This window comes from Gallibacter intestinalis (assembly GCF_014982745.1).
GTDB lineage: Bacteria > Bacillota > Clostridia > Peptostreptococcales > Anaerovoracaceae > Gallibacter > Gallibacter intestinalis.
In genome coordinates this window covers 85,302-101,531 of sequence record NZ_JADCKA010000001.1, presented here as the reverse complement: position 1 = coordinate 101,531, position 16,230 = coordinate 85,302, and the positions used below count along the sequence as shown (strand labels likewise).

The following is a 16,230-nucleotide window of genomic DNA, read 5'->3' as shown; positions in this document are numbered from 1 at the left end:
TTTGCTGGTGGTATGAATAATAAGCAATTATGATTCACTTATCCTTGCTTTCTCTATCAAACTAATAATCATATGTAAAAAAATACTTAAAATAATTGAAATCACAATTATCCCAATATATACAAGCAATTCACATGTATATACGCCTATGTTCTTCATAATCTTACGCAAGCAGACATGAATCATATATAGTTCTAATGAATACTCGCCAACCTTTTCCATGGCACTATTGAACTTCATCCAGTGCAATTTATCAACTATAATACAAACGATCAATATCAAAGCGATAGCATAAAACGTAGTTATAATACGCGACCAGTATTGAGGCATATCAACAAATACATCTGCTAATTTTAATGCTAGTCCTATGGCTATAGCAAAAAATATCATTATCTTATTTTGATTTTGCACATCATTTTTTATCAGATATGCACACAATGCCCCGCAAATAAAAATCGGAAATCTCATAATACCTATCTCTATATTGCCATAAATATTTGGCCATAATTGCCAAATGCCATAATTGATGCCATAAATACCAATCATTAAAATCAATGTCTTTATAATTCCACCTTTAGATACAATAAGTTTATAGATAAGTGGAAATATTAAATAGAAGATAAAAATAATCCCTATAAACCATATTACCCGCTGACCCTCAGTAAAAAAAGTAATAAACGTAAAATCTTTAATAAACTGCACTATACCATCTTTATTTAGAGCAAAATCAATTATACTCCAAAAGATTATTCCTACAATAACATATGGTATTATTAATCTTTTTACTCTCTTTTCATAAAACCTCATAACATTACTGTTGTTTGACATAGAATAAAAAAGACCTAAACCCGAAAGAAAGATAAATATTTCTACACCTATGCTACTTATCACTTTATAATATCCAAAGATAATAAGACTACTGCCAACATTACCATCTTGAAATGCATTTACATAATCCTCACAATAATGAAATAAAATAATGCTTATGATTGAAATTCCGAAAAGAACTGAGCGATATCTGCTTATAATATTTAAAGACATTTAATATCCTTTCTTTTGTATTTTATCTTTTCAAATAACTTGATGTCTTGATATAATTAAACGGTATTCTAAAAGTAGAAACAAGTACTTGAAAAGCGGAGGTGCTTTGCTTGATAAAATACATTATCACTTTAATGAGATTTTTCTTAAATATTATATATGGATTGTTTAAAATAGTAACCCATCCTCACAAAAAAATCATTTTCCTGAGCAGGCAGAGTAATGCTCCATCAATAGATATTACTATGCTGTCAGATAAAATAAAACAACTACATCCGGGATATGAAGTAGTAATTCTCTGTAAAAAAATCGGCGATGGTTTAAGTGGCAAAATCGCCTATTGTTTTCATATGTTAAAACAAATGTATCACTTAGCATCTTGCGAAGTCGTCATTTTAGATTCCTATGCTATTTTAGTAAGCCTTCTTCATCACAGATCTTCTCTTTTAGTTATCCAGATGTGGCATTCCGTTGGCACAATGAAAAAGTTTGCATATAGCATACTCGATAAACCTGAAGGTTCTTCATCTGTCATAGCAAACGCCATGAAAATGCACCATAACTATGATTATATTCTTTGCGCCGGTGAAGGATATAGAGACCATCTGGCGGAAGGTTTTAATTATCCTACAGATAAAATAAAAATATTACCTCTTCCACGAGTGGAAGTTTTACAAAGCGAAGCATATTCTAATTCAACTAAAGAGGTAATATATAAAATTCATCCTGAATTAAAAGACAAAAAAAATATACTGTATGTGCCTACTTTCAGGAAAGATAAAGAAGAAAGTGACAATTTCATTAAAGCTGTTAAAAATCTTGAGAAATCGTTTGTACCATATGGCAATCAGTATAATCTCATAATCAAAGCTCATCCATTAAGCGGATTTGATGGTGGCTATGACGATTTCTCATCTTTTAATATGCTTTTTGTTGCTGACTATGTTATCAGCGATTACAGCTGCATCATTTATGAAGCTGCTATAAGGCACATTCCATTATTCTTTTATACATATGACTACGAAAGCTATATCTCAAAACGAGACATATATATGGATTATAAAAATGAAATTCCAAATAAAATGTTTGATAATCCGTCAGAATTACTTGCTGCCATTGATACTAATAAATTTGATATGGCAAAGCAAGATGCCTTTTTATCAAAATACGTAGAATATAAACGCCCCCATATAACCGCTGACATTGTCAACTTTATATGGGAGCATAAAAATTAATAATTTGTTTCTATAAATTCAACTGTACGTTTAAGACCTTCTTCTAGGGAGTAAACCGGTTTCCAACCAATTGATTTAAGTTTATCACTGCCAAGTATTCCTAAAGTAAATGGCGCACATCCGCTATTACCTGCATCCTTTGGAATATCAAATACGAGACTCAGATTTCTTTCAGGAAATGCTCCAACTAATGTCTCAGCAAGTTGCTTTATTGATACTGTTGAATCTTCACTGGAAATATTATAGACAATATCGTCAGAATCTAACAAAATGTAAAACAAAGCCAACGTAGCATCACCTGCATAAGTGTAAGTTCTTATTGCAGATCCATCGCTCTTCAAAACAATATCTTCGTTGTTTACTACATTTTTCAAAAAGTCCGCCTGAACTCTGCCATCGTATATTGACATTCCAGGTCCAAATGTATGAGCCAATCTTGCAATTTTGGTATTAATACCATATTGCTTATGGTAGCATACGCACATAGTTTCTGCAGCTTTCTTTCCCTCAGGATAGCAAGATCTTGGATCTAAAGGATTAACAAATCCATATGTATCCTCAGTAAACACTCTCTGATTTTCATAAGGTTGTCCATATATTTCTCTTGAAGAAATAAACAGATATCCTTTACCGCTTCCTTTGCGTGCTACTTCAAGGGTATTATATGTGCCTATCGTATTTGCAGCTATCGTACCTACAGGGTCTTCTCTCATAATAAGCGGACTCGCAGGACTTGCTGTGTGTATTACAAAATCAAAAGCTACATCTGCAGTAATCGGATCTGTAACGCTCTGGTTGATTATATTTATATATGGTAATACTTCTCTGTTAAGTTTTTCAGGATGACGCACAAGTGCATAAAGCGACATATTATAATGCTCTCTCTTATTTAATTCTACAAGAGTATATAACATATAACTGCCTATCATGCCACTAGCACCGGTTATAAGCACGTTAGTATTCTTAAACTTATCCCAGTTGAGATTTTCTTTAAGTATATTATCTATATCCTCTCTCAGAATATGGTTCATCATAATGCCTCCATTATTTTTTTAGCTTATCAGGTATTTCTTTATGTCTAAGACCAAATACATCTTGTGTTTCTCTATACTGTATCATAGCTCTGAATATGTAAAGATCCTCCGGAGTAGTGACTTTAATATTGCCTCTGTTGCCTTTTACTATTGCAACTTCTTTTCCCAGACTTCGCATCAAGGTACAGCTATCCACAATACCTTCATATCCAGGATTCTCATGTCGTACAAAATTATGAGCATCTAATATATCTCCCAGATAAAAACACTGAGGTGCCTGAGCTGTATAAAAATCATCTCGCGAAGGAGTTTCTTCTACAATCTTCCCGCCATGACTTACTACAGGAGTTTCATACATTGCTGTACATGTGATTGCAGAGCCATTCTCTATTACACTTTCTATCGCATCATCAATGAGCTCAGATGTTATACAAGGCCTCACTCCATCATGAATAAGAACAATCGCATCTCCAGTATTATTCTCCGCAGCTGCACTAAGTGCATTAAAAATAGAATCCTGCCCTGTAGCTCCTCCCGGAACAATATTCTTTACTTTACTGATCCAATAGCGATCTACCATCTTCTTCAGCTTTCCTATATATTCGCTTTTACACGCAACATAAATCTCATCTATAAGGGGATGGTCTTCAAAAATATCTAAAGTATGGATTATTATCGGTTTACCATTGACTTCAAGAAACTGTTTAGGAAGGCCCGTACCCATACGTGCTCCGCTGCCTCCTGCAAATATTATTGCTATATTTTTGCTCATCAGCGTTCCTCCTTCAAAAGTATAATATCTATCGCTCTATCAGCAGCATGTCCATCATACTCTCCAAAATTGTCTTCTACAAACTTATCTATTTTTTCCTTTTCAAAGTCACCGTGTTCTAAAGCATCTATCAATTCTTCAAATGTATCACATACCTTGCCCGGAGCATGGCTCTTGACATCTCTATGAACGCCTCTTGTCAATTCATAAAATTCTCTGTCATAAGTATAAAACAATACCGGCTTTTTAAGCAGCGCATACTCATAATAGTTAGAAGAATAATCTGTTACCAGAACATCTGTCACATAATACAGATCATTTATATTCTGATAAGATGCAAAATCAAATATACGGTCTTTATATTCTTCCGGTATGTCTATCGAGTCTTTTACAAAAGGATGCATTTTTATTATGAATGCCCATTCATCTCCGCAAAACTCATATATCTTCTTTAAGTCTATTTTGTCGTAATCATAATATGCTGTTTTTTGTCCTGTACCTCTAAATGTCGGTGCAAACAGTACAATTTTCCTATTTTTCAGTTGTGGATACTGATTATAAAAATCATTTTTGAAGTTTTCTATCTTATCCTCATCAAGAAAATCATCTAATCTTGCCATTCCTATCGGCAAAAATGCGCTTTTCTCGATACCAAATACCTCTTCATACACTTTAACAAGATTTTTTGATCCTGTTAACGCATATGTATATGCCTTATGACATGATTCTGATGGAAATGGAGATCCATCCTTGCCAAATCTGCTATATCCAACAGATTTAAAGCCTTCTCCTGCATGCCAAACCTGAATAAGTTCAGTTTTTGGATTTAATTTAAAGAATCCAAATATCGGTGCATAATCATCGATGAATATATAATCCTGCTTTGCTACAAGATATACTGTTTTAATCCAACTCAATGCACTTTTATTGTTTCCGACTGCTTTACGACATGAATATGAAAGTTTAAACTGCTTATCCAGTCCTCTTTCTATTATTCTATCATTTATATATTTCAAATTTCCCCAAAGATAATCTTTTGTTTCAGTCATGAACAGCACTCTTGTACCATCTTTAGGAGTTATACTAGCCATTATATGATAAAAAACTCTAATTAATCTGATGACAGCAAACATATATGTTCTTTTTAATTTGCCCGTCAAAGTGAACGCTTCCTGAATGTATTTTCGTTTCTTCCATTTATTATTTGCTATCATAAAATAACTGTTGATGCAAAGTTCTAAATTTTCATCATCACAATTATCCAAGTCAAATGATATGCTATAAGCATATTTGTTTTTCCCATATCTAAAAACACGGGCCAAACCATCCAATTCGTATGCCACATCATTTGTAACATTTACTATGATTGGTTTATTTTCAACCATTGCACATATTTTCCATCTTCCATTATCTAAAAATGATCTTCCTGCAATAGCTGACACATTCAATGAAAAAGTGTATTCTCCATCGCTATATTGATTATATTCAATAGGAACAATCTGTTCTATTTCTTCTGCGCGATGCTTATGACCATCTTCATTTTCATCTTTAAATAATACAAATACAAAATCCACCTTGTCGTTATAATCTGTCTTAACCACAAAGTTAAAAAATATGCGTTCCCAGTTTATAGTAGTTATTTCAAATAACATTTTATTGTCTAAACTCATTAACTACTCCAATCAATTCATAAAATACAATTTAACTTTTGCTTTCCAATGCCTGATTTGCTTTTTAAAATCATTATTTGTCAATAATGTATGCATAATTACAGATTTACGTCTTGTAACACTTGTAGCATCGTATAAAGAAATCATATCTTTTCTACTGTCATTAGTGAATGTAAATTTTGACTTTCGTAGAAACTCCAGTGAAATCATTTTGTTTGAGAAAGTATTATCTACTTCCTTTTTTATACGTTTATCCTTATACTGAAAAGCTTTATCCACCAAAGGTAAATCTACTAATTGCCTATTTTTCACCCTTTTCATATTCAATGATACCACAGTTTCATTTTCGTCTACTTTTTTCAAAAAAGACTTTATAGTATCAGTTATAGGGAAAATAGATTCTTCAAAGAACATTATCCATTTTCCTTTAGCTGTATTTACAGCATTATTCTTAATTTCGGATAAGTCTTTTCCAGAAAGCACATGAACATTTATTTCATGCTCAACTCTAGTTTTTATATTATCATATATTACTTCATCCACTAAAATTTCGAATTCCGGATATTCCTGCCTGTATATGCTTTCTACGATTAAATCAACATCTTGTAATTTTCTCGTCAATACAAATGTGACTTTTGGATTATTCGCTATTTCTTCTTTTGTTTTTAATCCTTTAGATAAGTCCAGTTGTTTTTCATTATACAAAAACTTTTGCCATTCTATATCATATATTTTACTACGCACATAATCATATTGTTTTCTTAAAATACTATCTTCCTTATCTGTAAGCGTCCATATATGACAATACATATTATATAGAAGATTTTCTCTCATTAGGCGCTTATATAATTCTTGGAAAAATTTCTCTTTATAATAATGTTTTTCCAAGCTTTCATCAGCATTTAAAAATAGCTTATCTGCCATTTCTTCTAAATGACCGATATACTGCTCAAAATAGCCTTCGTAGTATCTGTCTTTTTTTTGTGTAAGTGAATCGGCATTATCTAAAAACAATCTTCTCTTATATATATATACATCTTTAGGACATCCTGCGATTTTCTTACAGTAGCCCATGTATTCCAACCAAAAAACACTATCCTCGCCTAAACTTATGTTTTTAAATCTAATATTATATTCCTCTATAATGCTACGCTTAAATAAACGATTGCATGCAGAAAAAACCCAAACATGCCTATCGTCCATTTTACTAATCTCTTGTTGAGAAATTAATTGTGACAAGCTTGCTGCACGAATTACTTCCATGCCACTATCTAGCACTCGCATTCCAATAGCCATATCTGCATTTTCTTTGGTTATACAATCATATAGATATTCTAAACTTTTCTTAGGTATAGCATCGTCTGGATCCCAGAATACAACATACTCTCCTTTTGCGATATCTAATCCAGCATTTCTCGCTGACGACACTCCTCCGTTTTCCTTAATGATGGATTTGAGTCTGCTATCTTTCTTACAATACTCATCAACAATATTCTGAGTACCATCTGTGGAACCATCATTTATTATTATCGCTTCAAAATCAGTAAATGTCTGATTTATTACATCTTTAAGCATATCTTCAATGTACTTTTCAACATTGTATGCCGGTATAATAATGGAAATTTTCATTTAATCACCTTTTAAATTTTCTTTTATAAAATATTGGCGCCAACGATATAAAGAATAGTGCAGCTATTGCCCACCTACTTACCCAAATCAGTTCTTCAACCAAGCCTGCCAAGCAATATGCAGGGGCAATAAGAACAATAAATAAATCTAATTGTGGCAAACTGTTTTTTCTTTCAATTTCTTCCGTTTTATATTTAAAGAATATTCGTCTAATGATATAACCAGCTACAAGCAACTGTATGATCAACATTATCAGTGCAGGTATTGCACCACAAATATATAAATAACTAATTAGAGTATTATGCGTACCTAAAGTAATGTTATCTTCAGTTCTCTGTTCTTTAGCAGAATCATAATCATGGCCAAAAGCTGTAATATCTTTAGTATAATACTTCCACAATTCAACTCTGCCACTTAAAAATCCATTTAAATTAGTCCCTGTTCTTTCTTCAGATTTTGTAATTACCTTTTCTAAACTATTAGCCTCTTCGGCAGGTTCTATTGTTGTTTCTTCAACCGCAATAGTATCATTTATCGCAGTTGTGCCTCTTGCTACATTAACCTTATCCGTAATAAAAACACCTGCTGCTAAAATACAAATGGCTAATATAACAGATACTAAGCTATTAATGCGCTTTATCTCGAAATTGCTCGAATGAATAATATAATATATTCCCCAGCATATTAGTGAAATAAGACATACAGCTATAGAAGTTCTTGCTTCACATAGCATTATTATACCTATAGTATATCCAGCAATAACCAAATAAAGCCATTTAATTCTATTGCAAATTGAAAATAGATATATTGAACATAAAAATGTTGGTACTAAAGCCATCGCCAAAGTATTAGGATTCGCAAAGCCCGCTTGATATGCAATACTAGTATCTTCGTACGGATATAATAAGAAATTCCCTATATGTAATATCAAGCCAATATTAGCAAAAGAAATCGCAATTATTTTTACTAATGTAGCATAATCATTGCTATACTGAGAAATATAATAAAAAGCTGGGAATATAAATATTACCATTAACATTGATACTTTAATTTCCCAAATAGGATTAGCGACAATCAATGCTACAAGCATGGTAATCGCAAAACAACAATATATTATTTTGCTTATTTTATTATCCTCATCTATCGTTATTTGGCGTTTCATGCTAAACAGCACCAATATAATCAGCATAAAGAAAATAAAGCAGGCTATATCAAAACTACCTATATTTAACTTGTCCTTTATACTAATATCCATCCTATAAAAAATATATATTGCAGCTAAACAATGTGCGGCAATTAAGCATATTATATTTTTTACCTTCTCATTAATATGCACAATGCAATGGTTATACATTGCGTTTAAAATAGCTTTATAAAGATTATCAACTAATTTCATGTCTTCCCCTCGCCTGAGTTAAACTTTCCTCATTTTTATCTTTTTTTGCTAAAAAATCACCTTCGAAAACTCCAATCAACGCCATATAGAACATTAAAACAGGTCCTCTTTCAAAAGGTATTGTCATTACATCAAACATTGCTTCTATAAAATATGCTATCGTTAACAATATTATAAAGATTGTATATTTACGATTAGCGCATATCAATCCACCTATTATTAAAGCAACAACCATTACTATCATAAAAAATGCATATGCAGCTCCTGCTGGCCACCCAAATCGATATGAGATTTCTAACACCGTATTGTGAGCATTGTGATATATCACTCCAGGTGCTATTTCCACTTCGTGATTGGTACAATCATGGCCACGCCAAGAGATTTTGTCTATGTACCATTTCCATATATCTGTTCTGCCAGATGTGAATTCTTCTAACGATTTATTGCTAAAGTCAAATCTATTTTTAACTGCATCAACTTCTGAGTCTGCAATTTGATATGTCTCGCTCATAACAATTTCAGTTTTGGCTTCAGCTACTATATTTTTTTGTAATACTATGTTTGTTAAAAAGGCTGATGCTATCATGATAACCATTGTCAAAGCAACAAAGGCCATACTTCTAATCTTTTCTTTAGGAAAATATGTCCTAACAAATATTATTAACCAAGCTAATAATTGGATTACTAATACTGCAATTGCAGCTCTTGACATTGTCAACCAAATAAAAGTAGCATACACTCCTGTCAAAATAGAATACACTACATAAAATGGTCTTTTTAAGAAGATCATATATAATGATGCTGCTGTTACAGAAATAGAAATCATCCCTAGAATATTTGGATTATCCGTTAACCCTATATATCGCAACCCAACATTTTTTTCACTAAATGGCGCAAACATAATTGTTGCCACAGCAGACAACAACCCTAATATAATCAATGATTTAGCAAACCAATCGTAATATGTTAAATAGTCTTTTCTATTTCCCCAAATAAAATACAGCGCCGGTAATATTAGCAACATCATGATTGCATACGATTGATAAAACTCTCCAGGATTTTGATCAAAGCTCATAATGGTCATATATACGGCTGCTGTAAAATATGGATAAGTAATCCATTTATTCCATTTTACTTTTTTTAATGGCTTATTAACGCTAAAGATGCACAAAAGGATTAGTAAAAATATGCCTCCTTCTGTGCAACCTTTGACATGTATGTCGGTTATCCCTTGACGAGTCAATATCATCAAAACAAAAAACAAAGAAGATAAACCAAATACACATAACTTGGCTATCCATTCGCGAATAGTATAATTAATATGTTTAGTTAATTTAAATACTGTATTAAAAACTAAAATATATATATTCTGAAGTAGATTCATGAAGTCCCCTTCCTTTATTGGAATAATCTTTCCTTCTTTTTCTCTTCCTTCATACGACGTTTCTTCTCTATATCTTCCTGCACCATTTCTTCGTAGAAATCTGCAGCAGAGTCAATATCTCCGTCATAAATAAATTTACCACTCTTCATTACTATTCCTCTACTACAAAAATCTTTAGCAACATTAGTCGAATGAGTAACAAAAAGGAATGTTACTCCGCTTGCAACAATTTCATTAATTTTATCATTGCATTTAACTCTAAAGGCTTTATCCCCTACACTTAATGCTTCATCTACTATTAAAATCTCTGGCTCAATATTCGCATTTATAGCAAACCCAAGTCTAGCCTTCATACCACTTGAATAAGTCCTAACCGGCTGATCAATATATGGACCTAATTCAGCAAATTCAATTATTTCAGGCTCCATTCTATCGATATCTTCTTGATTTATGCCCATAAGTTGAGCTCTAAAATGTATATTTTCTCTACCGGTAAACTCTGGATCAAAGCCTGCAGTAAGTTCCAACAAAGCACTAACTCTGCCATTAATCTTCACTTCACCCTCAGTAGGAAAAACAACTTCTGTAATCATCTTCAAAAGAGTCGACTTACCTGCACCATTTCGTCCAAATAATGCTACTGCTTCTCCTTTTTCTATATTAAAAGAAACATCATCAATAGCTCTTTTGGTATTTGCCTTAATCCTTTTATTGAAAATCGCTTTAAATCTCTGTTTGTCATTTTTAAATAATTTGTATTCTTTTACAACATGTTTAAATTCGATAGCACTACTCATATGATTTCCCCACCATCATTTACAAAACATCTGGTATATCTTTTCGCAATTTTTTGTATGCCCATAACGACAATACAATCATAACAAAATATACAATAAAGAAATTCCTTAATTCACCAAGGTTTTCCCATATCCATTCTTTATATATAAGACTATCTCTAAATCCATTGACAATAATAGTTATAGGATTAAACAACATTATTTCTCTAATAATATCAATTTGAATACTTCCTACTTCATACATGATTCCGGATACCCAGAATAGAGCGGTAACTACTGCCTTCACAAGATTTAAAAAGTCTCGACTCATCGCTGACAGCATTCCTGCAAACAGTGCCCACGAATTAAAAAACAAGAGCATCAAAAACATATATATCGGTATTTGCAGCCAATAAATGTCAGGCATTTTGCCGTAAAAAATAAAAATTATTCCCATAATCAGACAAAGACCTACATTTATGACAAATTGAGAAAGATTAACAAATGTTGGTATTGTGGACACAGGATATTTGATTTTAGTCACCAAATATTTATATCTTCTAATAGAGTCAGAGCCTGCTATAAGCGTATCTCGCATGTAAAACCAAGGCATCATACCTGCAATCAACCACAAAAAATACGGATAGCCTTCAACAGGTTTGCTACTTCGAAGTCCTACCGTAAATGCAAAATAGAACACCGCTACTGTTACTGCAGGTTTTGCTATTGCCCACAACCAACCTAACGCTGCACCTTTATATGTCTTAATAATATCAGATTTTGCTAGCTTAACAATTTGCTTACGATATAACCAATGTTCTTTAAGAATCTCTTTTAACGTATTCACAGATTTATCCTTTCCGCAAAACTTATTTAGCATTTTATTAGTTTAGCATATGGAGGGCTTTTTGTAAATGTTACAGCACAGTGTTTGCATTGAAATTTCACTATAAATCCAATAAAGAGCATAGTGCAAATGACTCCCTGCTCTATGCTCTTCACAATTCAAATATTAGTCTTTAACTTTCATTATTTGCCCAAGTATTCTTTAACTGCATCCACTACTGTTGCTATCTCTTCGTCTTTTAGATATGGATGCATAGGAAGAGACAATACTGTGTCACAAAGTCTGCTTGTAACAGAACAATCCACATGTTCTTCCCCGTTTAATCCAAATGCCTGCTGATCATGCATTGGCTTTGGATAATATACCATGGAAGGAATGTCTTTTTCTTTTAGATAAGCCTGTAGACCATCTCTTACTTTTTTATTTTCAAGCTGGATTGTATACTGTGCCCAGCTTGAATAAAAACCTTCAGGTATTACTGGAGTCTTAACTATATCTCCAAGAAGTTCAGTGTATTTATCTGCCACTTTATTTACATCAACTAATTCATATTCAGCAAAAGCTTTGAGTTTAACAGAGAGTATCGCTGCCTGAATAGTGTCAAGTCTAGAGTTAAGACCTATTCTGACATTATCATACTTCATGCTACCTTTGCCATGGACTCTGATGGATTTAATAAGTTCCGCCCATTCATCGTTATCAGTAAATACAGCTCCGCCGTCACCATAACAACCGAGAGGTTTTGCAGGGAAGAAAGAAGTTGTCGATATATCGCCAAAGCCGCATGCTTTCTTACCGTTAATATCTCCTCCGAAGCCCTGTGCTGCATCTTCCAGAACATAGATGCCGTATTTATCAGCAACTTTTCTTACTGCTTCAAAATCTGCAGGAAGCCCAAACAAATCAACAGCAACTACTGCTTTAGGTGTAAGTTTCCCTTCTTCTTTGACTTTAACTATTGCTTTTTCTAAAGACTCTGCTGAAATGTTGAAAGTGTCATCATCAACATCTACAAATATCGGTGTACCCCCTGCATGGGATACGATTTCTCCTGATGAAAAGAATGTAAAATCCGGTACAAATACCGCATCACCTACGCCGATGCCCCATGCCATCATGGCTATAGTAAGAGCATCTGTGCCGTTACCGCAAGTTATACAATGCTTTACACCTACATACTCAGCAAGCTCTTTTTCGAACTGTGCTACCTGTGGTCCGTTAATATATGCTGAACTTGCAGCCACATCGATCATTGCTTTATCGATATCGTTTTTTAGTACTTGGTACTGTGTTTTTAAATCTCTGAATTGCATGCAATACCTCCATATTATTTTGCCTTATTATATTCTATTTTACTGTTGCGAAAATAAACTAATAACATTATTAAAAGTTTTGTTAAAGTTCCAATTATCACTCCTATACAAAATCCAGTTAGTCCTAAATATTTCCACAGAACAAGAGCACCTAAAAAATAAGTAGCTCCGCCGACTATGTTAATTATAACTTGCCATTTCATATCGCAAAACTTCAGCACAAACGGTGATATAATAGAAGTCAAAACCATTAACATTACATTAATAGTTGTTAGCGGAATATATCGCATAACATCATTTACCCATTGCGGAAAAAGTATATTTAAAACTGGTTTGTAAAAAACAATAGTTACTAAATAACCTACACTGCATAGAAACACCCCAATTAATAATATCTTTGCAATTAACTGCTTATTATTTGATTTCCATTTGCGAATATAGCTCAATATGACACTATTTATTGGGCCTGTAATCATTCCAACAATTTTTCCGAGAATAGATGCGGTATAGTAAATAGATACCGTATACCCTCCCATTAAGGGATACAATACTAATTTATCCGCATAAGTCATAAGATTTCCAATAACTGTTGCTATTATCAATTTATTTGAAGCGCTGTTTAATTCTTTAAACTGGCTTGTTTTTTTCAATGGTTCAAATAATAATTTTGTCTTTATAGTACAATATACGCAACTAAATAAATAACCACAAATAAATATACTTTCCCATATACCTGTAATGAGAGTAAACAGCATGCCTACTATAAATCCAACACACTGCACCAAGTTATTTATGACAATGCTTTTATAATTTAAATTTATTCTAAAATCCACTTCTAAATAAGATTTAGCCATAATAAGAATTGCCACTATAGCTCCCAATCCTATATGAATAATATCAAAACTATTACAATATAAAAGAATTAAAATACCAATAATAATTGCATTAACCAGTTCCCAGCTTAAAATCAATATATTAAAATCGCCTTTTTGATCGTATTTATCGCTATACAATAATCGTATATTATTAAATACGTTACCGAGCGAATTCGAAATCATCATCCAAACAGAATATATGGTAAGCATCAAACCATATTCTTCACCACCAATTTTTTGAGCAGTAATCGGATATACAACTAACTGCAATATTGCCACTGGTACACTCACAGCAATAATATTTAAGATCATGTCTAGAACGATTTTTCTATTCTGTAATATAATTTTCATTTTCACTTGACACTAAATTATTATTTTTTATTTGCTACGATAGTAATTGTTCCAATAGTTATAAATAGCGGAATCATTAAATCCATATATACTGAACCAGAAATTAAATATGATGGTGTATATGATAATGTGAATATAAGCATTATAGCAAAATCCTTGCACTTAATAAGTAGTTTTCTCGTTAAAATTAAAATAGAGATTATTGAAGATACAAAAATCATTGTACCTATTATTCCTGTATCACACATTAATTCGCAAATAGCATTATGTGGGTAATAAGTGTATTTATTTATATAATGATAACACCCATTTCCAAATAGTTTGTTCTTATTGAATTCCATTATCGAAATTTCAATCAATGGTTTTCTAGAAAGCGTCATCAAATCTTCTTCTTCTAATTTATATAATTCATGCAATACACTATCTGCTATCTTTTCTTTATAAATATTTTCTACATTTCCTGTTTTTATATCTTTCAATGCTTTTTTTACGGACTGCGCATATGTTAAATCACTTTCTACTGCGTATTGAAGAATTATACTTCTTGCTTCAATAAATTCTGCCGTTTGTTTTTCTCGTGATTCTACACTTCCTTCAGCTAAAAATCCACTTTCCTCGTACGTTTCAACTACTTCTGAATATGTAATATCATCAATAAATTTTTTTCCAAACCTAGAGCCAGTTGGTTGCCATACATATTGCGCAAATATATTAACAAAAATTATAAATGCCATAAAAAGAAATGTTTTCTTTATATTTTGTTTACATATTATAGAGTATATAAATAATAATAAAGCAAAACAAATTGTAACTAAAATAGCGCCTCTTGTGCCAGTACATATGATACAAATAAAACATAACACTCCACTCAATATACTCAATATTTTATCTTTTCTAGTTTCTGATAGTAGAGCCCATTCTAAAAAAGATCCTAAAAAAATTGGTAAAATAAAATATCCCATTGACATATAATTTAATAGTCCGAAATCAGAATAATTCACTAAGGGATTCTCGGGGAAAGTCATTCTTATTAAATAAAAAACAAAAAAAGGTACTAATAATAAGGCAATATATTTATAATACTTCAAAAATGCTATATCTACTTCCTTCCCCTTAAGCATTATACAAACGCCTATAAAATATACTGGTATTATGAAAACAACATACTTAAATAAATAAACTATTGCATCAAATTCCCAAGATCTCACTATACAATTATATACTTCTGGAAAAATATAAATACACGGTAAGGCAAATATAATAACTTTTAATGGTAATAAATTTATTTTTATTATTGTCTTAATATAAGCCCAGAATATATATATGAAAATTATTCCATAAAAGCAATATTTAATACATTCGACTATCCCGCTTGGTATTTCTATCTTAAAACATTCTGATATTATAGATAGAATCAAGTTAATTAAACCTGTTTCTATAAAAAAACACGCAAAAACAATATTTTTAATTCTTTCACTATTACTCATTAAAGATATGTCCTCAAAATAAAACTTTCTAATTTTTAGCAACTCAGATAATATTAAATTTTATCTTTTACTTGTTCATTCTTATTATGCTCATATATATTAACCTTATTCTCAAATGGAAGTTTTCCATTAATTTGGCAAGGGGATATTAAAGCGTCTAAAAATTCACATATCCCATTTTCGAAATAAAATATCGAAGTGTCTTAGGAATATAATACTTCCAATGTAAATGATATACATCCGCATCTATATTAATAGCTGCATCATATATCCAGCGAGAAAAAGAAAAAAGACGTTTCAGTCTACTATCTTCTCTTTCACCTACCCAAATAACATGAACACCTTTTTTCATCAGATTCACCACAAGCCACTAGATATACTTTATTTTCTATTTTGCTAATGATATGACAGATTTTCATT

The 16,230-nt window shown here is 31.9% G+C and carries 13 protein-coding genes; 1 reads left to right on the top strand and 12 read right to left on the bottom strand.

Going from position 1 to position 16,230, the window contains the following annotated elements; translation table 11 throughout:
- Positions 1 to 27 precede the first annotated feature (27 nt).
- A complete protein-coding gene (locus INF20_RS00425; RefSeq protein WP_226384422.1) occupies positions 28 to 1,041 on the bottom strand; it encodes an acyltransferase family protein in 1,014 nt (337 codons plus the stop codon).
- 110 nt (positions 1,042 to 1,151) lie between these two features.
- Between INF20_RS00425 and INF20_RS00420 the strand changes: the two genes are divergently transcribed.
- Entirely contained in the window at positions 1,152 to 2,276 is a 1,125-nt protein-coding gene (locus INF20_RS00420) for a CDP-glycerol glycerophosphotransferase family protein (RefSeq protein ID WP_226384421.1), read from the top strand.
- Here INF20_RS00420 and INF20_RS00415 read toward each other — a convergent pair.
- The 11 genes from INF20_RS00415 to INF20_RS00365 form a co-directional block, all read right to left on the bottom strand.
- The gene (locus INF20_RS00415) at positions 2,273 to 3,310 is read right to left on the bottom strand and encodes an NAD-dependent epimerase/dehydratase family protein (RefSeq protein WP_226384420.1); all 1,038 of its coding nucleotides are present in this window, start codon (positions 3,308 to 3,310) and stop codon (positions 2,273 to 2,275) included. The genes INF20_RS00420 and INF20_RS00415 overlap by 4 nt on opposite strands.
- A gap of 10 nt (positions 3,311 to 3,320) precedes the next feature.
- A complete protein-coding gene (gene ispD / locus INF20_RS00410; RefSeq protein ID WP_226384419.1) occupies positions 3,321 to 4,082 on the bottom strand; it encodes a 2-C-methyl-D-erythritol 4-phosphate cytidylyltransferase in 762 nt (253 codons plus the stop codon).
- The gene (locus tag INF20_RS00405; RefSeq protein ID WP_226384418.1) at positions 4,082 to 5,752 is read right to left on the bottom strand and encodes a CDP-glycerol glycerophosphotransferase family protein; all 1,671 of its coding nucleotides are present in this window, start codon (positions 5,750 to 5,752) and stop codon (positions 4,082 to 4,084) included. Before INF20_RS00405 ends, ispD begins: the two co-directional genes overlap by 1 nt.
- A gap of 12 nt (positions 5,753 to 5,764) precedes the next feature.
- Positions 5,765 to 7,381: a glycosyltransferase family 2 protein gene (locus INF20_RS00400; RefSeq protein WP_226384417.1), complete on the bottom strand. Its 1,617-nt coding sequence runs from the start codon at positions 7,379 to 7,381 to the stop codon at positions 5,765 to 5,767.
- A gap of 4 nt (positions 7,382 to 7,385) precedes the next feature.
- Complete coding sequence (locus INF20_RS00395; RefSeq protein WP_226384416.1) at positions 7,386 to 8,777, bottom strand: hypothetical protein; 1,392 nt, start codon at positions 8,775 to 8,777, stop codon at positions 7,386 to 7,388.
- Positions 8,764 to 10,161, bottom strand: a complete 1,398-nt coding sequence (locus tag INF20_RS00390; protein ID WP_226384415.1) for an O-antigen ligase family protein — start codon at positions 10,159 to 10,161, stop codon at positions 8,764 to 8,766. Before INF20_RS00390 ends, INF20_RS00395 begins: the two co-directional genes overlap by 14 nt.
- Before the next feature lie 14 nt (positions 10,162 to 10,175).
- Positions 10,176 to 10,958 (bottom strand): ABC transporter ATP-binding protein, encoded by a 783-nt coding sequence (locus INF20_RS00385; RefSeq protein WP_226384414.1) that lies wholly within the window; start codon positions 10,956 to 10,958, stop codon positions 10,176 to 10,178.
- Between the two features lie 19 nt (positions 10,959 to 10,977).
- On the bottom strand, positions 10,978 to 11,784 hold the full coding sequence (locus INF20_RS00380; RefSeq protein WP_226384413.1) for an ABC transporter permease: 807 nt from the start codon (positions 11,782 to 11,784) through the stop codon (positions 10,978 to 10,980).
- Positions 11,785 to 11,966: 182 nt separating this feature from the next.
- Positions 11,967 to 13,097: a DegT/DnrJ/EryC1/StrS family aminotransferase gene (locus INF20_RS00375; RefSeq protein WP_226384412.1), complete on the bottom strand. Its 1,131-nt coding sequence runs from the start codon at positions 13,095 to 13,097 to the stop codon at positions 11,967 to 11,969.
- A gap of 14 nt (positions 13,098 to 13,111) precedes the next feature.
- Positions 13,112 to 14,323, bottom strand: coding sequence for a lipopolysaccharide biosynthesis protein (locus INF20_RS00370; protein ID WP_226384411.1), 1,212 nt, complete (start codon positions 14,321 to 14,323; stop codon positions 13,112 to 13,114).
- 20 nt (positions 14,324 to 14,343) lie between these two features.
- On the bottom strand, positions 14,344 to 15,810 hold the full coding sequence (locus INF20_RS00365; protein WP_226384410.1) for an O-antigen ligase family protein: 1,467 nt from the start codon (positions 15,808 to 15,810) through the stop codon (positions 14,344 to 14,346).
- Positions 15,811 to 16,230: the final 420 nt, after the last annotated feature.